The 21,961-nt window shown below is 45.3% G+C and carries 29 protein-coding genes and 2 pseudogenes; 5 read left to right on the forward strand and 26 right to left on the reverse strand.

The features are described 5' to 3' along the window. Positions 1 to 180: 180 nt before the first annotated feature. The 11 genes and pseudogenes from mobP1 to ACQG0T_RS23900 form a co-directional block, all read right to left on the reverse strand. Positions 181 to 1,341, reverse strand: coding sequence for a MobP1 family relaxase (mobP1, locus tag ACQG0T_RS23850; RefSeq protein WP_004199101.1), 1,161 nt, complete (start codon positions 1,339 to 1,341; stop codon positions 181 to 183). Between the two features lie 2 nt (positions 1,342 to 1,343). Continuing rightward, entirely contained in the window at positions 1,344 to 1,889 is a 546-nt protein-coding gene (gene ddp1, locus ACQG0T_RS23855) for a DNA distortion polypeptide 1 (RefSeq protein WP_001348698.1), read from the reverse strand. Positions 1,890 to 2,229: 340 nt separating this feature from the next. Continuing rightward, positions 2,230 to 2,487: a hypothetical protein gene (locus ACQG0T_RS23860; RefSeq protein WP_004199355.1), complete on the reverse strand. Its 258-nt coding sequence runs from the start codon at positions 2,485 to 2,487 to the stop codon at positions 2,230 to 2,232. Continuing rightward, entirely contained in the window at positions 2,484 to 2,648 is a 165-nt protein-coding gene (locus ACQG0T_RS23865) for a hypothetical protein (RefSeq protein ID WP_000004083.1), read from the reverse strand. The genes ACQG0T_RS23860 and ACQG0T_RS23865 overlap by 4 nt, the downstream gene beginning before the upstream one ends. Before the next feature lie 74 nt (positions 2,649 to 2,722). Beyond that, a complete protein-coding gene (locus ACQG0T_RS23870; protein WP_001099725.1) occupies positions 2,723 to 3,061 on the reverse strand; it encodes a hypothetical protein in 339 nt (112 codons plus the stop codon). Between the two features lie 93 nt (positions 3,062 to 3,154). Then, positions 3,155 to 3,397, reverse strand: coding sequence for a hypothetical protein (locus ACQG0T_RS23875; RefSeq protein ID WP_000008707.1), 243 nt, complete (start codon positions 3,395 to 3,397; stop codon positions 3,155 to 3,157). Beyond that, entirely contained in the window at positions 3,387 to 3,656 is a 270-nt protein-coding gene (locus ACQG0T_RS23880) for a hypothetical protein (protein ID WP_001006717.1), read from the reverse strand. The genes ACQG0T_RS23875 and ACQG0T_RS23880 overlap by 11 nt, the downstream gene beginning before the upstream one ends. A gap of 8 nt (positions 3,657 to 3,664) precedes the next feature. Further along, positions 3,665 to 4,216, reverse strand: a complete 552-nt coding sequence (locus tag ACQG0T_RS23885; protein WP_000662998.1) for a hypothetical protein — start codon at positions 4,214 to 4,216, stop codon at positions 3,665 to 3,667. A gap of 59 nt (positions 4,217 to 4,275) precedes the next feature. Further along, positions 4,276 to 4,512, reverse strand: a complete 237-nt coding sequence (locus tag ACQG0T_RS23890; protein WP_000792381.1) for a hypothetical protein — start codon at positions 4,510 to 4,512, stop codon at positions 4,276 to 4,278. A 58-nt stretch (positions 4,513 to 4,570) separates the two neighbouring features. Then, positions 4,571 to 5,086, reverse strand: a complete 516-nt coding sequence (locus ACQG0T_RS23895; protein WP_001025390.1) for a DnaJ domain-containing protein — start codon at positions 5,084 to 5,086, stop codon at positions 4,571 to 4,573. Positions 5,087 to 5,675: 589 nt separating this feature from the next. Beyond that, positions 5,676 to 5,828: pseudogene (locus tag ACQG0T_RS23900) on the reverse strand (DNA-binding protein); the annotation flags it as partial. Positions 5,829 to 6,438: 610 nt separating this feature from the next. Here ACQG0T_RS23900 and ACQG0T_RS23905 point away from each other — a divergent pair. The 3 genes from ACQG0T_RS23905 (at position 6,439) to ddp1 (ACQG0T_RS23915) (ending at position 8,445) form a co-directional block, all read left to right on the forward strand. After that, positions 6,439 to 7,452 (forward strand): replication initiation protein, encoded by a 1,014-nt coding sequence (locus tag ACQG0T_RS23905; RefSeq protein ID WP_001348704.1) that lies wholly within the window; start codon positions 6,439 to 6,441, stop codon positions 7,450 to 7,452. 8 nt (positions 7,453 to 7,460) lie between these two features. Next, complete coding sequence (locus ACQG0T_RS23910) at positions 7,461 to 7,904, forward strand: hypothetical protein (protein WP_001074369.1); 444 nt, start codon at positions 7,461 to 7,463, stop codon at positions 7,902 to 7,904. Between the two features lie 187 nt (positions 7,905 to 8,091). Next, on the forward strand, positions 8,092 to 8,445 hold the full coding sequence (gene ddp1, locus ACQG0T_RS23915) for a DNA distortion polypeptide 3 (RefSeq protein WP_000877224.1): 354 nt from the start codon (positions 8,092 to 8,094) through the stop codon (positions 8,443 to 8,445). A 20-nt stretch (positions 8,446 to 8,465) separates the two neighbouring features. On the opposite strand, the gene ACQG0T_RS23920 is transcribed toward ddp1 (ACQG0T_RS23915), so the two are convergent. From ACQG0T_RS23920 to ACQG0T_RS23955, 8 genes are all read right to left on the reverse strand, one after another. Then, on the reverse strand, positions 8,466 to 8,750 hold the full coding sequence (locus tag ACQG0T_RS23920; protein WP_001043731.1) for a hypothetical protein: 285 nt from the start codon (positions 8,748 to 8,750) through the stop codon (positions 8,466 to 8,468). A gap of 35 nt (positions 8,751 to 8,785) precedes the next feature. Continuing rightward, a complete protein-coding gene (locus ACQG0T_RS23925; protein ID WP_000469598.1) occupies positions 8,786 to 9,097 on the reverse strand; it encodes a hypothetical protein in 312 nt (103 codons plus the stop codon). A gap of 205 nt (positions 9,098 to 9,302) precedes the next feature. Further along, positions 9,303 to 9,587 (reverse strand): hypothetical protein, encoded by a 285-nt coding sequence (locus ACQG0T_RS23930; protein ID WP_001185481.1) that lies wholly within the window; start codon positions 9,585 to 9,587, stop codon positions 9,303 to 9,305. Between the two features lie 99 nt (positions 9,588 to 9,686). Further along, positions 9,687 to 10,349: a division plane positioning ATPase MipZ gene (locus tag ACQG0T_RS23935; protein WP_000516402.1), complete on the reverse strand. Its 663-nt coding sequence runs from the start codon at positions 10,347 to 10,349 to the stop codon at positions 9,687 to 9,689. Positions 10,350 to 10,572: 223 nt separating this feature from the next. After that, a complete protein-coding gene (gene ble / locus ACQG0T_RS23940) occupies positions 10,573 to 11,007 on the reverse strand; it encodes a bleomycin binding protein Ble-MBL (protein WP_369702380.1) in 435 nt (144 codons plus the stop codon). A 3-nt stretch (positions 11,008 to 11,010) separates the two neighbouring features. Next, entirely contained in the window at positions 11,011 to 11,823 is an 813-nt protein-coding gene (locus ACQG0T_RS23945; protein ID WP_004201164.1) for a subclass B1 metallo-beta-lactamase NDM-1, read from the reverse strand. A gap of 100 nt (positions 11,824 to 11,923) precedes the next feature. Then, complete coding sequence (locus ACQG0T_RS23950; RefSeq protein WP_004994718.1) at positions 11,924 to 12,949, reverse strand: IS30-like element ISAba125 family transposase; 1,026 nt, start codon at positions 12,947 to 12,949, stop codon at positions 11,924 to 11,926. Between the two features lie 219 nt (positions 12,950 to 13,168). Beyond that, a complete protein-coding gene (locus tag ACQG0T_RS23955) occupies positions 13,169 to 16,186 on the reverse strand; it encodes a Tn3-like element IS3000 family transposase (RefSeq protein WP_004199413.1) in 3,018 nt (1,005 codons plus the stop codon). A gap of 143 nt (positions 16,187 to 16,329) precedes the next feature. Between ACQG0T_RS23955 and ACQG0T_RS23960 the strand changes: the two are divergent. Next, positions 16,330 to 16,842, forward strand: a pseudogene (locus ACQG0T_RS23960) (Tn3 family transposase); the annotation flags it as partial. 251 nt (positions 16,843 to 17,093) lie between these two features. On the opposite strand, the gene dqlB reads toward ACQG0T_RS23960, so the two are convergent. The 5 genes from dqlB to ACQG0T_RS23985 all read right to left on the reverse strand — a co-directional run bounded on the left by dqlB (position 17,094) and on the right by ACQG0T_RS23985 (position 19,923). Beyond that, positions 17,094 to 17,189 carry a DinQ-like type I toxin DqlB gene (gene dqlB, locus ACQG0T_RS23965; RefSeq protein WP_000609145.1) on the reverse strand — a complete coding sequence of 32 codons (96 nt, stop codon included), beginning with the start codon at positions 17,187 to 17,189 and terminating at the stop codon, positions 17,094 to 17,096. Between the two features lie 804 nt (positions 17,190 to 17,993). After that, complete coding sequence (locus ACQG0T_RS23970) at positions 17,994 to 18,272, reverse strand: hypothetical protein (RefSeq protein ID WP_001093608.1); 279 nt, start codon at positions 18,270 to 18,272, stop codon at positions 17,994 to 17,996. A gap of 289 nt (positions 18,273 to 18,561) precedes the next feature. Beyond that, positions 18,562 to 18,816 carry a hypothetical protein gene (locus tag ACQG0T_RS23975; protein WP_000510385.1) on the reverse strand — a complete coding sequence of 85 codons (255 nt, stop codon included), beginning with the start codon at positions 18,814 to 18,816 and terminating at the stop codon, positions 18,562 to 18,564. A 109-nt stretch (positions 18,817 to 18,925) separates the two neighbouring features. Continuing rightward, complete coding sequence (locus ACQG0T_RS23980) at positions 18,926 to 19,747, reverse strand: SprT-like domain-containing protein (RefSeq protein WP_000196235.1); 822 nt, start codon at positions 19,745 to 19,747, stop codon at positions 18,926 to 18,928. Then, the gene (locus ACQG0T_RS23985; RefSeq protein ID WP_000136657.1) at positions 19,744 to 19,923 is read right to left on the reverse strand and encodes a hypothetical protein; all 180 of its coding nucleotides are present in this window, start codon (positions 19,921 to 19,923) and stop codon (positions 19,744 to 19,746) included. Before ACQG0T_RS23985 ends, ACQG0T_RS23980 begins: the two co-directional genes overlap by 4 nt. Positions 19,924 to 20,195: 272 nt before the next feature. On the opposite strand from ACQG0T_RS23985, the gene ACQG0T_RS23990 reads away from it, so the two are divergent. Continuing rightward, complete coding sequence (locus ACQG0T_RS23990) at positions 20,196 to 20,846, forward strand: YkgJ family cysteine cluster protein (RefSeq protein WP_000351937.1); 651 nt, start codon at positions 20,196 to 20,198, stop codon at positions 20,844 to 20,846. A gap of 37 nt (positions 20,847 to 20,883) precedes the next feature. On the opposite strand, the gene ACQG0T_RS23995 is transcribed toward ACQG0T_RS23990, so the two are convergent. Together ACQG0T_RS23995 and ACQG0T_RS24000 are read right to left on the reverse strand one after the other, a co-directional pair. Next, positions 20,884 to 21,339: an H-NS family nucleoid-associated regulatory protein gene (locus ACQG0T_RS23995; RefSeq protein WP_001293458.1), complete on the reverse strand. Its 456-nt coding sequence runs from the start codon at positions 21,337 to 21,339 to the stop codon at positions 20,884 to 20,886. A gap of 11 nt (positions 21,340 to 21,350) precedes the next feature. Next, on the reverse strand, positions 21,351 to 21,961 hold a 611-nt coding region (locus ACQG0T_RS24000; protein ID WP_426723887.1), incomplete at its 5' end, for a topoisomerase C-terminal repeat-containing protein.

Raw genomic sequence — 21,961 nt, forward strand, 5'->3', positions numbered from 1 at the left:
ATTTTATTTATATCTAGATACATATGCTATTTGATAACAAAAAAGCAGATCGATTGATCACCATGCGCTTATTTTATAGTCAAGTTAACTAAATTTTTTACCGCTAGTTACTTTTTACAAAAACTCTGCTAACAAGATAAATAAATCGATCTTAATCAATAAGTTACCGGAGAGTATGAATTATCCTAAACGAATTCCGATTTTCACTTTCTGTTCGCTTTGAATCATCGACTGTTTTATTTGCGAGAAATTTCTCATCTGGAGTTGCTGTTTCTTAATCATCTCCGCGCTGTTCAGCACCAGCTCTTTACTGGATGAAGAGATTCTGTCTATGCCCTTAACCCCCAGGTTCTCTAGCTGCCACTCATTCCTGTGTGCAGTCTTCCAGCCATGCTGTACACCGTTCTTATCAAGTGCAGGGATTTTCACCTCCTTTTGTCCTAACTTCTTCAGCTTAACAAGATCACCTTTCTTAACGTTCTCGCGAGTGGTTAACTCACCAAAATCAGCCCCCCAATATGTTTTCTCCACGCCCTTGTTCAGTGTCTTAAGCTTTATGAAATGCTGCTTTGGTTTGGTTTTATCGTTCTGATAATGGTCGTAGCCAACATCAACAACCTCATAAACGCCCTTCTGTCGTTTTGGCGCTGTTTTGTGCGCATCTTTAATAGACTGGTTAAGTCCATGCTGCTGCTTATGAGTGGCTTTAACGTCATAGCCCTTCATCTTCAGCTCTTCACAAAAACCTGTACGAATTTCCCGTAAATCTTTTTTCCTGATATCAGCTCGTTTACCGTCATTATCACGAATACGAAAAACGACATGCACGTGTGGATGTTCTTTTTTGTCGTTATGATAGCCAAGCACAAAACGATGATTTGGGTACTTCTTGTTCATCGTTTTCCTGACAGACTCAAGCAGATCTTCAGGTTTTACCTTTGCTGATACAGGCGGTGAAAACACAATATTTTGGGTTACTTTTTTATTTTCCTTACCTTTATCATCGAAAACATTTTGAGGGTCATTAGCACGATCTATCATGTGCTCTTTAGCCTCCTGAATCTCATCACCTTTCCATACCTGACCGCTTTCACTCATCACTGGCAGCTCTGACTCCCGGCTCATATAGTCAATACTGTTTCGAACTCCCTGCCGGGTAATCGCACCTCCTGAGATTTTGACAACAACCTCCTTACTGGCACCCTTGCGGTTGATACGTTCCTGAACGTTGCGTTGATAGTTTTTACCACCATTTTTAACTTTATGGGCGAAAGCAGACTTGCGGCCAGCTTCAGAGGACTTACGCTTAACCCTGAATTCCTTGTCAACATAAACGCCCATGATTACACCTCAACCTTGTTAGAAACAGTTCGCCCTTTGCATAACATAATGTAGTTTTCAAACTCACTTTTGAGACTCATTATCTCTGAACTCAACCGCTCAGCGTCCTGATAGAACCCATCTTTATCAAGTACTCTGGCATTATCATTAACGATAATATAATGAAAGTTTCGCCCTATTTTATCTATTGCATTACGGCAACGATTCATCACCAGAAGTTCCTGATCGAAAAAATCAAGTTCATTTTCAAGTGTCGTCTGGATTCGATAACGACATTCTCTGGATAAATTCCAGCCATGACGATGAGCCGCTTTCTCTATTAAAGTTCTTTGTTTCCCTGTCAAATACATTGTGGTTTTGATAAAATCATCATTGTCTTTTGACACATTAACATCTTCATTTTTAACCTTGCTTTTCAGTAAAGCATTGGCAAGCAGCTTCATTCCTTTTGCCACGGTTAAACCCGGTTCATCTGGATAAAGTGTTTTAAGACAATCAAGTAGATCATCATGTTGGCTTTCTTCAATCCTGAATTGAACTTTTTTCATAAAACTCTCCAACAAGAACCGACTGTAGGTCACCGGGCAAACGTTGCGGAATGGCGTCAGAGACGTCATTTTGCGGCGTTTGCCCTATCCTGCATCGCAGTGAACTACCTCCACACATAAATTGTGCTTCAGCGTCCATCGAAATGCAAAAAATGAAAGGCTATCGTGGCTGTGATCTGGTGCGTCTGCGACCGGAGACAACGGATTCGCGGCTAACTTGGGCGGAAATAAATTCGCTACGCGAATGGCCTGGCAGGGGGCGCGAGCGCTGTTTTACGGAATATACAAAAAAAGCACCTCCCGTAAACGGGAGGGCTTCGGCGATTCAGGAACGGGAATTTTATTCTGCCTCTGGTGTGTCGCCTTCCATGCCCTGCCGGGCATCATGGAGCCAGCGGCGGAGGTTACTCATTCTTTCCCGGTTTGCCCGGCTGGGACTTTTTCCCCTGTTACCGCTTAGTATACTCCAGACTCTTAACCCGGCCTCGTTAGTCCAGTGCAATACAATTTCCCCTTTGCTGTTAAATCCCAGCGAAAACCGGACAGCTCCCCGCCTCTGTTCTGCACTGATAAAATCTAAAAACTCCTGTTTTTTCATAGCACCTCCTGTTTTTCTATCAGTGCTTTTGTTTCTTTCTTTTCCAGGGCTTTTCTGAGTAATGCCATGTACTCAGGAAAAGCAGAGAATGGCATCAAGGGAAAAACCGGACGCCCACCCTTTTCAACAGTCTGTATTGCTGATAACATGCGTTCCGACATTTTATATTCCTCGCGAGGGAATTGAGTGTCACGGTATCAGGTTGCCTCCACAACCTGATACCACCCCTAATTGATTAACTCCGCAGTTCTCTTATCGCTTCATTTTTGGCTTCCTCCAGTTCTTTAAGGGTATATGCGAAATTCTTCCAGTTAATTACTTCGTTTATAACCTCAGATTTACTTAAACCACACTCATTAAACCAAAAGTTAATATTTTTCTTGAGGGAATTTTTCGCCGTCAGTTCCTCGGACAACAATTCACTAACAGACGTGATAACATAACCACGACCGCGATTTTTATCTTCGAAAGAATGAACGGCAAGGAAGAGAGTTTCTGAATGGACAAAAGCAGAGCAGGTGATTTTTTCTTTCTTAGTGTTTAAAGCCTGGAAAGTGATAACATACGTGTTCATTTTAGTCTCCCGCCCGTTTGGGCTACTGGATCATGGTAAGGAACTATTCCCGACCTACAAATAAATTATACCATCATATGATGGTAATGCAATTTATTTAGTCACTTTATCCTGATTTTTTTCTCTCTTAACGAGCTGGTAATCTGGATGTTCATCAGCCAGGAGCAAAAGTAATTCATACGTACCAGCGGCTAAACCACGAGACGTTTTACCGGATGTTTCTTTGGCTTGCCAGGCTGATAACGTAAAACCAAACCGTTCAGCGGCTTCCTGCTGCGTAAAGCCAGCTTTAATACGTGCTTGTTTCACCTCTTCAGGTGTTGGCTTAAAACTCATGATTTTGTACCTTCACAATAGTATCTGTATAGAATTTCAATAAAATTGGATCATCAATTTCATCTTTAACGTTCGAGAATTCTTCGTAATAAAATGATTTTTGGAAAACAATCTTTTTAGTTGTTTTTTTATCCGCTTCTTTAGAGCGTACCTTCATCAGTTTTTCAAGTTCAATAAACAAACGTGTTGCATCTTCAGACACAACAATCCTGTATGTTACATTACCTTTGTTTTTCCTGTCGCTCAGGACTTCATTCATTTTTTGCCTCATAGCTGTTTAATAAACCCCGCTACCTTTATGAGCTGATCTACACTCAGGCCACGAATTACCATTTCATATCCGTCGCCCCGTTCTGATACGTTACCATCTAACCCATTCTCAACTTTAAACCCGGTCAATGTCCCATGCCAGCTTTCAAGATGCACTAAACGAGATAGCATTCCTTTCAGGATCAGTTTTTTCTCGCGTTTTTGCTGTAACTGTTGTTCATACTCTCGCGCCATATCTACATTATCTAAAGCATCCGACAGGATTTTCTTTTCAATATCGGCGGCGATTTCTACAGGGTTACGCTCTGGCGATACTGTGCAAGTATGGTAAGGACTTCTCCAGCTGCGACTATCTACGCTTCCAATGATAACTAACCTTCCTTTCTCCATTCGAATATGTATAGAGTAATTTTTAAAATCAGGTGAGGTTAGCTTAATCCTGTACTGGCAATCATCGAGCAGATTTACACGCCAGCCGTTCCCCAGGATTCGACAAACGATTTCAAACACCGGTTTATACCGTTCAAAGAAATTTTTCTGTTCTTTCATCGATTCAGCCTTTTGAACTCAATAAAAAAGCCGTAAATCGAATTACGGCAGTTTTAAGACTATTCATCAAAGTGTCCATCATCACTTGCAGCTTCCTGGGCTTCGCATTCCTGCTGATATGCTTCTTCCTTCGCAAAAAGATGCGCCCATCCTTCTGCGTTTAAGCCACGGTGCAAGACTGAACCATTTTCATTGCATTCTTTGGCTGTAACTTCGATCTCATCCGGGCAAATGTAGGCTCCGTAACTTTCAAAAATGTTTATCAGCTCCGCTTCCGTTATGGTCTTGTTTTTCATCAACGTGTCTCCGAATCAATCTTTGCCATGTTCTAGGGGGCTTTCGCCCCCATTCCGGTTATGCGCTTGCTTCTACACGTGTCCAGCCTGACGCCTTACGTTTACCCGCTGTACCATACATTTCACGAATTTCTTCAATGCTGTGTTCTTTACGGTTCCAGCGGCTTTTGTGTTCTTCAGGACGGTAAAACCATTGTTTTTTCTTAGATGCCCACTTACAGCCCATTTCCTTTAAAATGTCTTTGTGTTCTTTAGTTTCTCCGCTAATCCAGACCCAATTACCAATAACTTCATAGACAATCCCTGTAAGGCCGGAAAGCGTATTCAGAACTTTTTCCAGATCTTCACCGTAGTTGTAACGTGCGTTTTCATCAGTGCTTTGAAACTGATTGATTTTATCAATGTTAGCCATGAGAAAATCAAACGCAGCATTTACTGCTTTCATCAGCTCGGCACCCAATGGATTGCGGTCTGGATGATATTTTAAAGCCGCTTTTTTGTATGCCGCCTTGATGTCCTTTTCAGTCAGATCACCGGATAAACCAAAAACGTTTAATGCTTCCTGAATATTCATTTTTCGCTCCCGCCCGTGTGGGCTTCTGGAATCTGGCAGGGAACCATTCCCAACCAACAAATTCATTATACCATCAAATGATGGTTATGGAATCATTTTTAATGCTTTACATTGTAAAGATTACATAAAGATGTATATTGCTTTACCGCGCATGAAGGGATTTCCGAAAGAGGCGCGAACTGTAGTTACATAATGCGCTGTCGTAACATCGCGCCGGAGACGTTCGCCAGGACTGGCGAACCAACAAGCCCGAATGAGAGCGATAACCCCCCTCACCCCTGCCAGGCCAATTTCTGACTATCAGACGATGTTTAGCCTGTCGCAGTTAGCGCGTGAGCTTGCGAACGGTACGCCGGGTCAGTGTGAAACACTGGCGCGGGGCGCTGTATCTGCGCGTTATGAGATGCGTTAGCAGCGAATTACGGGGCGGGTTGCTGAAACCGATTGATGCCTGACAGCAAAAAATGAATCCGGGCGCCAGCTGCTGCACGAAAATTGCCAGCAAAAAACACTTGGCCATCCTCGCCGGTCGTGAAATTTTGCTGGCATAAGAAATAATCCCCCCGGTATGAGGGGCTTGTCTGAAAGGTTAGTGGTTGGGCTTACTGAGAGTGAACTGTAACCCGGCTACTGCTGCAAGCTGTGCAAGTGTTGTGATGGTCGGGTTTCCGTTCGGGGATAATGCGCGGTAGATACTCTGACGAGCAAGGCCGGATTTTTTGGCCGCCTCTGTTATACCCCCTGATTAGGGATCAGGTTAAAAACGAGCTGTATGACGTTCTAAGCGCATTTTACCCGCTCCGTTGAACCATGACCGGGTTAAAGCGGTTAAAACGCCTCTGAGGGCTTTTGAGAGCATTTAAGAATTGGATCGGAAAAGGATCCCGTCTGGATCTTTTAGAGAGATTACACCGCTCGCCGCAGCCGAACGACAGGGCGAAGCCCGCGAGTGAGCGAGGAAGCGGAATTTCCACGGGGTTTCAATAGAGCACTTACGCGCTAAGGTTAATATTTGCTCAATTTTTGGTGGTGCAGTGCTCAGGGAGGCCAGACGGATCTATCCTCTGGATTTATGCTGAGTTATCCACAGACGCTGTGCATTAAAAGCCTTATATTTTCTTCTTGATCTTAAAAACTTAAAAACTTAGCTCGCTTCAATTACCTGAAAATTATGGAAAAAAATTGCTAAAGGTGAGAGGATTTTTCACGTAAGGTGAGAGGATTTTTCACGTAAGGTGAGAAGATTTTTAAGTTAAGGTAGTTAGATTTTTCACTAAAGATGAGAGGATTTTTCACGTAAGGTGAGAAGATTTTTAACGGTTTCCACAGTTTGACTGAACATCAAGTGAAACATGCGGTTGTTGCTATCTTTAGATATGAAGATCCTCAGATCTTCATATCTAAAGGTGAGAGGTTTTTTAATTAAAGGTTGTATTGTTGTCTTGAATTACAACCTTTGTGGGGTTATGATTTGCCTACATAGGAAAGGTTATATGAGGCTTATCGTGAAGACAGTAACGGGATTAACGAAAGTTAGACATAGAAATGAAGTTGGGGTAACTCTTGCATCCCTTTCCCTTTCAGCAAAAAGAGTGCTTTTTCTGGCTCTTTGCCAGATTGATACAAAGGAAATGTTAGATGATGATATTTTGGAGGTTGATGCTGACTTTTTTTCAAAAGCTACTTCTTTAGATAAATATGCCTCTTATGCAGCTCTGAAAGAGGGAGCTAAAGTTCTTTCTTCAACTACGTTAGTTTTAAACAGAGATGATTTAAAAAATTTGGCTGATGAACTTGGGATACTATCATCTAAGAATAAAATACCTGATCGCTTGGATTTAAACTTAACAGAATTCTGTGCCTATTACGATCATCTTGCAACTGTACGGATAAAATTCACAAATACAGCTAAGCGATATTTTTCTAAGTTGATTGGTTCTGAAAATAGATATACCACTCAGGTATTGAAATCAGTTGTGTTGTTGAACAGTGTAAACTCAACAAACCTTTATCAAGTCATTAGGAAATATTACAGTCAGAATAGTTCAAAAAAATCTTTTGATATATCCGTGGATGATTTAAAAGAGGAAATGGGACTTTATACTATTGAGGAAGGGGAGAAGAAATATAAGTATCCTAAATACTCATTTTTTGTTCGTGATGTTATCAATAAAAGCATTAATGAGATAATTGAGAAAACGGAAATAAATCAGTTATCTTTCTCTGTTGTTGGGAAAAAAGGGAGAATGGCTCACATGCTTAGATTTGAGTTTAGTATAAATGAAAAATCCTCATCCTTTTCGGAAGATGATATGGCATTTTTAGAGGAGTTTGACAAAGTCGTTCCACCAAAAAAGAATAAGTGAGGCAAAACATGGCTAAAATATATGAGTTTCCGCAGGGAGCCGAACGAAGTAAGCTGAAAAAAGAAATCATCCGGGAACGTAAAAAACGATTGCGAGAAACGAACGGTAACCCGGTTATCCGGCACGCTAAATGGTTCTGGTTTTATCTACGTCTTGCTACGGCTGGCGCACTGCATTTAGTCTCTGTTATTTCTCTGGCAGTCCTGGGGGCTTTCAGTAAAGCTATTTTCTGGATTGGTGGAATGCTCTGTGTTGTTACATGGTTCCACCTTGAGCGCCAGTTCTGGACGCCGCAAAATTTCACGATTCCAGTAATCGTAACGCTGTGGGGATTGAGTTTGTTTGCCACTCCCCTGATGGAGCTGCTTAACAAAAAAATGCCGTGGTATCGTCTTCTGGTTCCTGATGCAAAGCACACTAGCACTGAGGCAACCAATGATGATCAGCCGTGAAGCAACAATGTTATCCAGTCGGCTTGCAGTGCTTCTTTCAGCCTTTTATCATCGGTTAATCATAGCGCACGAGGCGAGTTCTTTTCACTGCGATGCAGGATAGGGCAAACGCCGCAAAATGACGTCTCTGACGCCATTCCGCAACGTTTGCCCGGTGACCTACAGTCGGTTCTTGTTGGAGAGAGTTATGAAATATCAGGTTAAAGAGTTTATTAACGAAAAATATTCTAAGGCTGTTAATATTTTAAAGGATAACCTTAAAGAACACTACCATATTTTTTATGGTTTGAGATTAAGTGAGATTCTTTTTCCTGCCAGCGAATACGGCTCTGAAATGTTTTTTCAGGAGTTTGAAGCGATTAACAGTGTAATATTGCCTTTGGTGATTTTTGATTTGATAGACCGAAAGCCGATTATGGTTATCGGCTTCGGTGAAGTATGTGGAGTTGATTCACTTGTTGATTCTGGTATAGAAGTTGTTTCTTTAGACGGTTTAAGCGATCTGCTACTGGTTGAAAAACTGACGCCATTATTTAACTAAACCTCTGGATAACTATCTTTTCAGTTTTCCAGTAAGATTTTTTCTATATCTGAAAGCACTATTTTTTCAATGCTTTCTATATAGTAATGCTCATTAAAACCTGTCATTTCTGTAAATTTTAGCTCTGCATCATCTTTCGAATAAGCAATAACAACTCTGAAATCATTTTCCCACAAATCCCACCTGTATTTGTCTTTTATACGAACCCTGTACAATCCTTTTTGGATAGTGCCATCTTTTTTCTCTTCCTGTACTTTTTTTAATTTTTCATTTTGCACCTGTTGTTCAAGCCATGATTTATTCATAAATCCCCCACGGTTAACGTCTTTAGGCTCGGTTTTTACTTAACGAAATCTTCCGGTTTTACACCTGTTTTTACCTTCATATACTTGCCCTCCCCCCTTAGCTTCGGCTGAAGTTCGGTAAAGTACCATCCGGCAACGGTAATAATGCCTAAAAATACAAAAATAGCAGGCTTCAGAACATCAATAGCTGATACAGCGCATAACTCAATATTGAGATTAGTACAAGTTCCCTCATCAGGTGCATAGAACCCCCATAAGCCTATACCTATAAGGAACATCCCCAATATCGGTTGGATGTATAACAAGTAGATATTAATAAGAGTTTTAATATATCTGAATATGAACATTTTTCTTTCCTTAGGTTTCTTTCTATTTTGGATTTCCAATTCTTAACCAATGTGATGGTTCGACAATCCATTCTCCGCAGTCATAGGCAACGGCCTTATTATGCCTGTTAGCGAACCATACTAACCAGGCTAATAATCGCTGATTGCCGCTGTATTTGGTTTATCTCTAACCATCACAACATATCTCTTTTTCTTAGCCATAACGCTACCCTAATTTTGCAGATTCAAGCAGCCAGTGGTTTTTCAGGTTCTCGTCCAGGTTATCGAATGCGGCCAGCGCTGCCTTTAGAACGGTTGTCTTGCTCTGGCCTGTTCTCTGCGCCTCCGCTTCCAGGATCTCCTCAAAGTACGCTGGCAGTCTGAAGTTCATCAACTTTGGTTTACCCGCTACAGGCGCTCTGGTAGCGCCGGAGATAAAACGCGCGGTTTCTGCGTTTGTTGCTGGTTGCTGAGATTCATCGATGTTCGGGCGGTTTAGTTTTAAAGCCATGAAAATTTCCCCTTGTACGGTATGCATTAATTGTAAATATCATAGTATCTTTATGGTGTATTTACAATGTAAAGATTTCGATGAATATTGTTGATATTTCTATAAAATGCCAATTTCCTGTGCCACAAGTTCAATCTGTGCTTTCGCTGTTGAAAGGCTCGATGCCCGGCTAACGTCATGTACCCCTGCCCCTTCATTACAGGCGCTTTCATACACATCCAGCTCGGATATCCGGGTTTTCAGAGGTTGAATCCAGATGTTGTCCGAACGCAGTAATTTATCCAGATCAATGGCCGCTTTTCTGTGGCGGGGTTTCGCTGAGTTGATTCTGGTGAACAGCACCCACGGTTCCAGAGCTGCGTTAGCTTTCTGAGCGGTGCGGATTTTCTCTGTAACACTGGTCAGTGTTTCGCTTTCGAAATCAGAGGACGGCTTAACCAGTGTCACCACGATATCTGATACTGTCAGGGCGCTACGGAACTCCTGGCTGTCGTGGCCGGGGCAATCGACAATGAGAACTTCACACAGCTTACTAAGGCGCTTAATTTCGTTGCTGACGTTTCCGTAAGCTGCGTGAACCGGGATAGTGAGTAAGCCGTTATCTGTCCGCTTTTCGTTCCAGCTCAACAGATCGTGGTTTTTATCTGTCTTCAGGATAATTACCGACTTACCTTTGTTGACCAGCATTGAGCCTGTGTTAGCCACGTAGGTGCTTTTGCCTACCCCACCTTTATCTGATACGACAAGCAAGATTTTACCCATTTCAGAATCCCTCTCTTTATGTTGTAAAGCTCATGTAAAGATATGAATGTCTTTACATGGTGTGTTTTTCGTAAAGATACTTTTGTCTTTACAGTGTCTTTATAATGCAATGGCTTTACCATGTAAAGCACAAATAAAGATATATTTATCTTTATGGTGTCTTTACATGGTAAATGTTGCTGTGTCTTTATGTGCGCTTTATGGTGTAAATCTTGGTGTGTCTTTACATCATCTTTATGTTGTAAATTTTTAGTGTGACGTTGTCACTATAGGGCTGGGGTCTGTTTGCTGGTTCTTTTTGAGTGTGGATCAGCCGCACCAGCGTGCAGTCGGGATCGATCAGGTAGCCGATCCTCAGGCCGCTCGCCTCCAGTTGCGGAGCTTTGAAGCGCGGCCAGCCGGTGCTTTTTTCCTCGGCTCCCGCCGCGTTCACCAATGCCACCATGGCATCGAGATCATCCAACCGCAGGCAACAGCCGAACGAGCTCGTAGCTGGGTCGAGGTCAGGATAGGGGAAGAATTCGAGCTGCAAACCGCCGCGCTGCAGGATCATCCAGCCGCGATCCTTCCAACTCGTCGCAAAGCCCAGCTTCGCATAAAACGCCTCTGTCACATCGAAATCGCGCGATGGCAGATTGGGGGTGACGTGGTCAGCCATGGCTCAGCGCAGCTTGTCGGCCATGCGGGCCGTATGAGTGATTGCGGCGCGGCTATCGGGGGCGGAATGGCTCATCACGATCATGCTGGCCTTGGGGAACGCCGCACCAAACGCGCGCGCTGACGCGGCGTAGTGCTCAGTGTCGGCATCACCGAGATTGCCGAGCGACTTGGCCTTGCTGTCCTTGATCAGGCAGCCACCAAAAGCGATGTCGGTGCCGTCGATCCCAACGGTGATATTGTCACTGGTGTGGCCGGGGCCGGGGTAAAATACCTTGAGCGGGCCAAAGTTGGGCGCGGTTGCTGGTTCGACCCAGCCATTGGCGGCGAAAGTCAGGCTGTGTTGCGCCGCAACCATCCCCTCTTGCGGGGCAAGCTGGTTCGACAACGCATTGGCATAAGTCGCAATCCCCGCCGCATGCAGCGCGTCCATACCGCCCATCTTGTCCTGATGCGCGTGAGTCACCACCGCCAGCGCGACCGGCAGGTTGATCTCCTGCTTGATCCAGTTGAGGATCTGGGCGGTCTGGTCATCGGTCCAGGCGGTATCGACCACCAGCACGCGGCCGCCATCCCTGACGATCAAACCGTTGGAAGCGACTGCCCCGAAACCCGGCATGTCGAGATAGGAAGTGTGCTGCCAGACATTCGGTGCGAGCTGGCGGAAAACCAGATCGCCAAACCGTTGGTCGCCAGTTTCCATTTGCTGGCCAATCGTCGGGCGGATTTCACCGGGCATGCACCCGCTCAGCATCAATGCAGCGGCTAATGCGGTGCTCAGCTTCGCGACCGGGTGCATAATATTGGGCAATTCCATCAAGTTTTCCTTTTATTCAGCATTAAAAACCCCGCAAATGCGAGGCCTAGTAAATAGATGATCTTAATTTGGTTCACTGTAGCAAAAATATGGGGCGAATTCAAACATGAGGTGCGACAGTTTCAAAAGCCATATGATAATCAACAAGCTGAGCAAATTTCTCTAATGGTGTAAGCCAATCTAACGCCTTTCTAGGACGAGTATTCAGTGACATGGCAACTTGATTTAAATAATGCTGATCTGCCTGATTTAAATCAATCCCTTTAGGTAAATATTGCCTAATTAAACCATTCATATTTTCGCATGTGCCTTTTTGCCAGGGTGAATGTGGGTCACAGAAATATACATCTATGCCTAAATCTTCTTCGAGTATTTTATGTTCTGACATCTCACGTCCACGGTCATAGGTCAACGTTTTACGCAGTTCTGCAGGTAAATATTTCAGAGCTTCAGTTAAAGCCTTGCGCACTGATTCTGCCTTTGCATCAGGTAATGTTGCCAAGATACAGAGCCGTGTATTTCGTTCAATAAGTGTTGCTATCGAACTTTTATTGTCTTTACCTTTAATTAAATCAGCTTCCCAATGACCCGGTATTTTTCTTTCTTGAACTTCGGCTGGGCGCTCATGAATAGTTTTAATATCCTGTAATATAGAATCTTTTTTAGGTTCACCGTTAGCTTTTCGCTTTTTATTTTCATGACGTAGACAGGATAATAAGTCTTTTTTCAACTCACCCTTTGGTAATGCTCGTATCGTTGAATAAATCGTTGTATGGCTTACATTCATTGTTTGATCCAAATCAGGAAATGTCTTTAAACGCTTTGCTATTTGCTGAGGAGACCATAAACAACGGATCGCTTCAACAATAAATTTCCAGAGGATTGAATCGATTTTGAGTTTTCTGTGACCACGTCTACGTCTAGCGAAGGTGTTATCAGAAGCATATCGAGCTTGATAAACGTCATTGATGCTATTTCTTTTAAGCTCACGATAGATCGTACTAGGATGTCTTTTAATGAGTTCAGCAAATTTTCTGGCTGAAAAGCCTTCTTTTCTTGACTCAAGCATTAATGCAGTACGATCTTCAAAGTTAAGATGATGGTATGACAATTTTATATACTCCATAAACCCTTTAAATTAATTAGGTGGTTTATGTCGCACTTCAAGTTTTACTCTGCCAACTTTAAATCAGTGGCTCCACTAACACTCTTCACTTATTTATTTAAAATTTAGCGACGTTAAAAGACAATTAAGTATTTTTAGATAATGGGGTTCTAGGGATTTTCCGTCCAAAAACGACAAAGTGCTCTGGAGGCCGCGCCGTCCGTGGCCTCCAGAGGGGTATTACTTTTCGCTGACGGGTAAATATCCCTCGATTGAGCGCATAAGCTCCTCCAGATCTGGCAATTTTTCGCTCAATTCGAAGTGGTAAGTCCCCTTGAGGTTAATGTTGTGCCAGGCCACAGGGGATGCCTGTTTGACGATATCTATTCTCTTGGTATCTCCTTGGTATTCGAAGCTGGTCAACAGCTGGCTGAGTATCCTGGAGTTGAAGTAAACGATGGCATTGGTGACCAGGCGAGCGCACTCATTCCATAGCTGGATTTCTTCGTCTGAACTGCCCCGGAACTGATCCCCATTGACGCTGCTCACGGCCCGACGCAGTTGGTGATAGGCCTCTCCCCGGTTCAGCGCGCGCTGAACATAGTTTCTTAAACTGGCATCATCGATGTAGCACAGTAGATAATTCGCTTTCACCAGGCGATTGTATTCCGTCAGGGCTTCCAGCAGCGGGTGATTGCGCTTGTACTCCGAGAGCTTTCTCACCAAGGTGGCTTGCGTTGTTTTCCGCTGCTTAAGTGATACTGCAATCCGTTGGATGGTATCCCAGTGCTGCGCAATACGATGGGTATTGATTGGCTTTTTTAAGCACAGCTGAATTCGGTGTTCTTTGTCTTCCTTGACATCAAACATGTCATTGATCACTTTGCCAACCTGGGCATAGCGTGGGGCAAACTGGTATCCGAACAGATCCAGTAACGCGAAGTTCACATGGTTCACCCCATGGGTATCGGTTGAGAGCACATCCGGAATGATGTCTGACGTATTGCTCATCAACAAATCAAAGATGTAGTGCGATTCATGTTCGTTGGCGCCGATCACTCTGGCGTTGATCGCAGCGTGATTGGCGATCAAGGTCATGGCAGAAACACCTTTTTGAGTGCCAAAGTACTTCGACGAATAACGGGTTTTGAAGGTCTCGCGCCGGGCTTCGAACTTTTGACCATCGGCACTGGCGTGGATCACATCTTCCTGGATGTTGTAGTACCGGAAGATGGGTAGCTTGGCTGTCGCGTTATTGATGTTGTCGTTAGCAGCATTCAATGTTTCCAGGCGAAGATAGTTCGCCTGGATAGTGCTGAGCTGATCATAGGTACGATCAGAGATCTGTGCCATGCCGTAAATGCCTTGATTGGTTGCATTGCCGACCAGAATTGCCAACAGGTCATATTCATGGGAACGGCTTCTGGATTGGGAACCCAGCACATGAGCGAAGCAGTCAATGAAACCGGTGTCACGATCAACCATGCGCAGTACATCCGCAATCCCCGTTGTGGGAATTTGCTGGAAGAAGGGATTGTTGACCAGATGATGTTTGCTGGCCGAAGGCAGGCGCCAGAAGCGTTTACCCTGCGGATTACGCAAGATGATATTCCGGTTGTCTTCCTGTTCAAGATATTCGCCGACTTCGTACAAACGGGTATCCAATTCCATGGCCATCTGTTTGATCAGCTTTTCAGGCTCCTCCGCTAATTTTGTAAAATGGCTCTGTTGAAGCAGCGTATATTTGTTTTTTCGCCAATGTTCCCCGTCGATCAGGTCGGCGTCGAGTGCCCGGTATTTAGTGATATCAGGCAGCGTCAGCTGGCCATTCAGGCGATCAGGAATCTGTTGATAGAGGAACCACTCATAACGATCGATCAGGATATTCCCTTCACCATCCAGCAGGAATTCACGTGATTTTTTGGAAAGGAGTCTGGTGTCGGCAGTTTGCAACTGAGCGTCCTGGCCGTTGAGTTCGTTTTGTGTTTTCGCCAAGGCGGCCGCTAAGTGCTGGGTGCCGTCGCAGCCTTCGAAGCGCAGACATAGGAACAACTCTCGCAGCAAACCTTTCCGCAGACTTTCTTTCTCGTCGCAGTACTGCCACATGGCTTCATCGACCGATCGTCGCTGCTCGTTCAGGAAGAGACATACAGATTCCAGATCCCTTTTGGTCAGCAGGCTCAGTGCTTGCTGTCTTACTGTTGCAAACGGTAGTTGCAGATCAATGCTGTCATCAATGAACAGGTGCAGTACTTCAGCTGCCTTGCTGACATTTTTAGCTGCTTTTTGCCAATCCTTAAACACCGCTTCCTGCGCATAATCCTTTGCCTTCTGTTTGGTCTGTCTGACATGATGCACAAAGCCATCGGCAATACGTTCCAGCGCTTGCTGCCATCGCGTTTGAAGATAGCACAATAAATACAGCCATTGGCTGCCTACGGTTTGACGTTTCAGTTTGGCACCGTAGTAGTCGACTTTCTCTGCCAGGTGTTGCAGATTTTTCTGCGACAGTGATAGCGTGCTCAACAGCAGATCCACTTCCGGCATCCAATGCTGGATATGGCGATAGACAATCAGTTCTTTCTCCAACTCGGTTCCGGTGAAGTTACGAGCCGATTGTCGCAACTGTCGGAACGGCAGTGGACCTGTGCCGTTCACGAGCTCCGCCAGTGCTTGCTTAAGACCGCGTGACATTGCACGCTCAAGGTGCGCGGCCATGTGTTCCTGTTCGTCTCCCACCACCTGACTGATGATCTTTTGCAGCGTGCTGTAGGCAGGGATTGCGATCTTCTGCCCCGAACAATATTCATTGGCCGCATCGAAGAGGTGCCTAGGCGCTGTCCAGGCTCTGGCTTGCTGGGATAAGTAATCTCTCAACGCCGCTCCATGGTCTTTGACATTCCAGCGCTGGTAGTTGCAGAGCTGGAAAACACGTTGGTAAATCCGTTCGTTCTCTTTTGGCGTGAGATTAAAGGGTCTACAGCCTGGGCCTGGTAGAACGGTTTGATAAACGTATTTGAGGTCCTGCTTGATCTGATGAAAGCCGGGATTCAGCACCACCGGCTTGGCTTTGAAATAGCCCAGCAGTACCACCAGCATGTAACGCTGGCCCCGATGACGGAGGCTTTTAGCGATCGCCAGTTCCTTATCGTTCAGCGAGAAAAAGAAGCGTTGGTCGGCGGAGGTGAAAGCGGGGGGTCCATATAACTCATCTTGTTCTGCCTCGGACAAGATTTGGACACGTTCTTCGAATGCCATGGATTTAGCCCAAAAAGACTAAATCTTACTCAAACAGAGCCCAAATAGGGATCTCGAAAAAAGTAATACCCCTCTGGAGGCCACAGACGGCGGGGCCTCCAGAGCACTTTGTCGTTTTTGGACGGAAAATCCCTAGAACCCCTCAGTGGGACGAAATGATCCGGACCGCTGGCTCCCTGAAGCTGGGCAAAGTACAGGTTTCAGTGCTGGTCCGTTCATTGCTGAAAAGTGAACGTCCTTCCGGACTGACTCAGGCAATCATTGAAGTGGGGCGCATCAACAAAACGCTGTATCTGCTTAATTATATTGATGATGAAGATTACCGCCGGCGCATTCTGACCCAGCTTAATCGGGGAGAAAGTCGCCATGCCGTTGCCAGAGCCATCTGTCACGGTCAAAAAGGTGAGATAAGAAAACGATATACCGACGGTCAGGAAGATCAACTGGGCACACTGGGGCTGGTCACTAACGCCGTCGTGTTATGGAACACTATTTATATGCAGGCAGCCCTGGATCATCTCCGGGCGCAGGGTGAAACACTGAATGATGAAGATATCGCACGCCTCTCCCCGCTTTGCCACGGACATATCAATATGCTCGGCCATTATTCCTTCACGCTGGCAGAACTGGTGACCAAAGGACATCTGAGACCATTAAAAGAGGCGTCAGAGGCAGAAAACGTTGCTTAACGTGAGTTTTCGTTCCACTGAGCGTCAGACCCCTGTTACCGATGCAAGAACAGGGGAGTTTCATGAAATGCCTGTTTAGGAGTGATTAAAGGTAACTTGTGCGCAGAAGGTCAGGTGTGTGGTGGTTAGTACAGACTAGTGAATGTTGTAACTAAACTATATTTTTATTAAAGGCCGGAGGTGGTGTTCCTCCGGCCTTAATTACGTTTCCGTGTTCATTAGTCGATGAACTGGCGGATCAGTTCCAGAATGGCAATCAGCGCGTTTGCAAGCGCCGCTACCGCCCTCAGAACGATGATTAACAGGTTAATCATCCGTTTTCTCCATAAATGGAGTAAAGACACCGTGGCTTGCTCTTACACTGCCTGTCACCACGGCTTCTCTTCGTCTTGTCAGTTGTAGAGAGTCTCACTCCTGCCAGAGCACAGATAACCAGCACCACCTGTATTACCTGTCAGGACTTTGAACCTGTTCATGCCGCATTTAGCGGAATGCAGGGAGAGACTCACCACAGAGCTAACCCTCTGATTATACGTTTATCTAACGTTCAGGCAAACCGTTAACGCACAGTCACTGCCCGTCATATTGCATAATCAGGCTTCACGGATTATCATACTATTGTCAGTTGTAGAGAGTTTCCCTTCCGGGCTGAGTTACCAGCTCGCACCGGAACCGTAAAAAAGCCGACCTCACCAGTCGGTTTTTTTACGTCTGCGGTTTCCCGCTTCGTTTAAATCTATTTTAAATGAATAAATTGTTCTGCGGCAAACCCAACAACATAAGGACGTTAGGGTTGATGGTTGCCGAAATCGCGGTGCGTTACGTGAATTCTGAGGTTTTGCGAGGGGGATTGGGCGCGAGAATTTACGAGAGAGCGCCGGAACAATGCCGGGATCACAAACCATCACCCGTGAAAGAAATCTTCCGGCATTGCCCGGTCAGGTAGTATGACATTCATTGTCAACGGCCATCAATTTATAAGCTGCTTTGCACTTCATAAAAGATCACCACCAGGGCTGCTAAAACAGTACCGATAGCCAGCACGTTAAAAAGTACGTCCTTCATCTTTACGAACGACATACTGATTTGCGTCCTTTCCCTTTTGTCAGCCTTCTCTATCATCCAGCGTTGGTATGAATCACTGTTACTTTTTCTGTCCATGTTCCCCCCAATTCATCAATGAGCACCAGGCGGCCACCAGGCTTCTTGCCAACAAAGTAACGGCCTCGCGGCAGACGTTCGCCAGTCTTCAGCCGTTCGATCCAGTCCTGAAATGCAGGGCGCGGTTTATAGCTGTAGCGGCCAAAATCAGCTAAAGACTGCGTGACCATGACTGTTTGGCAGCCATGCTTTCTCATATCACGAAACGTATTTTCCAGTGCAGCCAGTGTATTCATTTGCACGTTCTCTCTGCTTTTCCCATGAAGATATTAACGACACTCAAAACTAACACCGTTGGCATGATCACGGCAGCATAGCCGACAGCAACGGCCTGATATATGGTCAATGAGTAGTCGGGCTGTTTATACAATACGACTGAAAAAATGCTCCCCAAACAAGCAAGCAGAGTTAAAAACAAGTAATCGACAAATCTGTTTTTATAGATAACCCATGCAACGATGCAGGGATATGACACCAGGCACAGGATAATCGCATTTGTGGTATGCACGTTTCGCTCCTTGTTATTTAAGGGTTGTCAGCCAGATCAAACAGATTGTTCAGGCTGGAACGGAATTGTTTTACCGATGATACCAGCTCCTGACTCCGCGCTTTTTCCTGCGCCAGTTCACGCCGTAGCTGCGCCATCTCGTCTCTGTTACGCTGAAGCTCAAGGATAGCCGTCATAAAGGTTTTGCTGGCTGATGCCTGTCCGGTCGCTTCCTGCGCCTTTTTAATGGCCTGATCTTCGTCGTCATTCGTTCTGATTGTGTAATGCCCCATGATACCCCTCTTTTGCTGTCATTTTTGCGCTGCCGGCGCGAACCCGGGAAGAAACTTTGCTGGCAAAAAACACTGGCCAACAGATGTGACCGGGAAAATTTGCTGGCAATTAATTTTCGATGAAAGCCAGCTCGCAATCGCCGCATTCAATATTCAGTCCGGCTTTGCCCCACACGGCAGCGCCACACCCGCGACACTGATATTTAACTTTATTTCGTTTTGGCTTGTCCTCAAATGCTGCAACTGACAAATCATTGTCATTGCTCCCGGCCATATCATCTGAATGGCTCCCGTTCTGCGGTGACACTGACGGCAGCAGAGCCATAGAAAGCACCGCTTCTATATCAATCCCGGCCTCAGCATTTTGATGCGCCAGAGCAAGCGTTTCGCGCCATTGCTCTATTACGGCGGTCATATCTTTTTGTTGTTCGACCTGGACAGGGAAGCGATCAAACCAGCTCAAAGCAAATTGCCCCTGGAACAGTTCCAGTGTGACGCGCTGGAAGCGGCCACCAGGGATCGGATAGTCATTAATCTTCTGGCCGACTTTCGCACCACCAGGTCTCCCGGTGGAGGAGGGCATAAGTCCGATACTTTCCATTTTTGCCGCCCACTGCGCATTGTGGTACGTCTTACGCGACGGGTTGCCGTAGTGGTACTGCCACATATGGCACTGCTCATGAACCAGCGTTTGCATGACTTCAATAAGCGGGTACACCGGGAAGTATTCAGGATTGAGGGCGATTTCATCAATCATCCTGCCGCTGCCGTCAGCAGCAACAAAGCGCCTGTAACTGAAATAGCCCATTGTGTTCTTGCCGCGCTGGAACGTAATCAGACAGTCAGGGAGTTCGCCGTCAAAAAGGCGCTGGTTATAGAAATCAAACGCCTGTTGTAGCTCGCTGTAAGCGCGTTCCGTGGCTCTTGTCATGCTGAAGTTCGCTTAGCGGCGTTCCGATATTCCTGTAACTCTGCAACAATAGCAGGGAACACATCAGCGCAACGCTGTGCCAGCTTAACCGCCTTTGAACAAACGCCCATACCATGTGCTCTTTTGAGCGCCTCCAACAAATCTGCCAGTTCCTCGTCAGTGATTTTTTCAGTCATCTATTAAGCTTCTCCATTATCTGTATCGTACGATACAGATAATATAAACCACACCTTTGATAGCGGCAATCTTTTTTGCTGGCAATTTCACGCCCAGGGCGGGCATCGAGCGGGTAATATTGCTGGCAAAAATCAACGGCCAAACCGGCTGCAGGAAACTGGTTTGCTGGCAAGCGTGATTTACTGCTGGGCTTGACACCTTGCCATTGTATGACGCTTGTTTTAGTGTCAAATGAACAACCAGCGCGAGAAGAATATAGGAAGCAAAAGCAATGGATATCAAACCTAACTCAGTGATCCACCTGGAGCCAGGCGAAACATTACCCGGCTATACCAATCTGAAACCCGTACCTGATAAGTATTTCGATGAGTTAAAGGCACTCATAAATAAACTCAATACTCAATCCGGTAATATTTACCTCAAGTTAAAACAGATGTACGCCTTTTTGGATCGTTTTAACAAAGAATTTGTGAGCACGTTTACCTCCTGTCAAAAGGGGTGCTCTTCGTGCTGTAAAATGGATGTTCATTTAACCGCGCTTGAGGCAACACATATTGCACAAGCAAGTAAACTTACTGCCAGAGACAACCCGCTTACGACCGGGCATGAGTCAAAATGTCCGTTTTTGTCTGAGAAGGGAACATGCTCAATCTACAATTACCGCCCGCTGTTATGCAGGACATATCATGTACTCACTCCGCCGGAGATGTGTAATGACCTGGATGCACAAGTCATGCAGTATGGTTCTCAAAGCGCGAACATGGGAAATCACATCTACAAAACAATAGCAGAGTGGATCTATTTTCAGACGTATCACTGCACTGGTAAGTTAGAAACCAAAGATATCAGAGACTACTTCCCTTATCCCCGCGAAGATATCCAAAGATTTCTTCACCATAACCCCCCGCGCCCTTTTTGCTAAAAAAAAGCCTCTGACGCAGTGTCAGAGGCTTGTTAGATTACTGTTCGTCACCAGCAGTGCTGGAAGCATCTTTTTTGATGAGAAACTCATCAAGAGAACGGCCAGCTTTTAACGCTTCGTCGATTGGTTTTGGTGTCCGGCCACGACCAGACCAGTATTTCGTTTCGCCGTTTTCATCAAACTGATATTTAGGCGGCGCTTTTGGCAACGTCTTTTTGCGTGTTTTTTGCGCATCTTCGGACAGGCCAAGCAGTTCTTCCGGTGAAAAACCTTCTCCGGCAATCAACTGGAGCAGTTCCTGGCGCTTTCTTTCGCGCTCTGCGCGTTCTGCTGCCTCACGCTCTGCTTCTTCACGACGTTCTTCGATCACGGCGTTAAGCTTTTCCTGCATTTCCAGCAGTTGTTCAAAGCTGGTTTCTCGCGCAAAAACACGAACAGAGCGAATATTCAGGAGTAGCTTTTTTGTTGCGTCAAACGTTTCATTTTCACTCATCGAGTTAATCCTTATTTTTTACTGAACTGAAACCCAAGTTTACCCGTAGTTTTATCCTGCAAAACAATTGCAGCGTCAAACTTTTTCCCGGTTTTATTACTGGTAAAGCCTTTAATCTCTCCGGTTTTACCTTTTTTGATTAATGTCTCAACCTGATTTTGTGTCAGTTTTTTTCCTGACACTTCAGACCAGATTTTAAACTCGCACCCGGAACAGAAAAAGCCTTTAGGCCGGATAATAATTTCTTTACTGCATGAAGGGCAGGGGGCTTCGAGCCGGGACATGGAACCTTCTGATCTGGATTTTGCTTCCATATCCGGTTTGCCGTCTTTGTCCGGGAATGTTGTCTTGCATTCAGGGTAGCAGGAGCATCCCCAGAAAAAGCCATTTTGCCCCTTACGCTTACGCAGGAAACCGTTGTTACAAACCGGGCAGGGCGTGGCATTTGAAGAAATCGAAATTCCGTTCCTGTCCAGCTCGTCGATTAACCCCTGGACGTACTCATCATTTTCCTTAATAAACTCCTCAACTGTCAGCTCTCCGGCTTTGATCTGAGACTGCTTTTCAGCCCACAGAGCGGAGATATCCGGTTTAGTGATTTCAGGAGGCAGTGCAGCGCAAA

The organism is Enterobacter cloacae complex sp. 302F9 (assembly GCF_050030335.1).
In the GTDB taxonomy this organism is placed as follows: domain Bacteria; phylum Pseudomonadota; class Gammaproteobacteria; order Enterobacterales; family Enterobacteriaceae; genus Enterobacter; species Enterobacter hormaechei_C.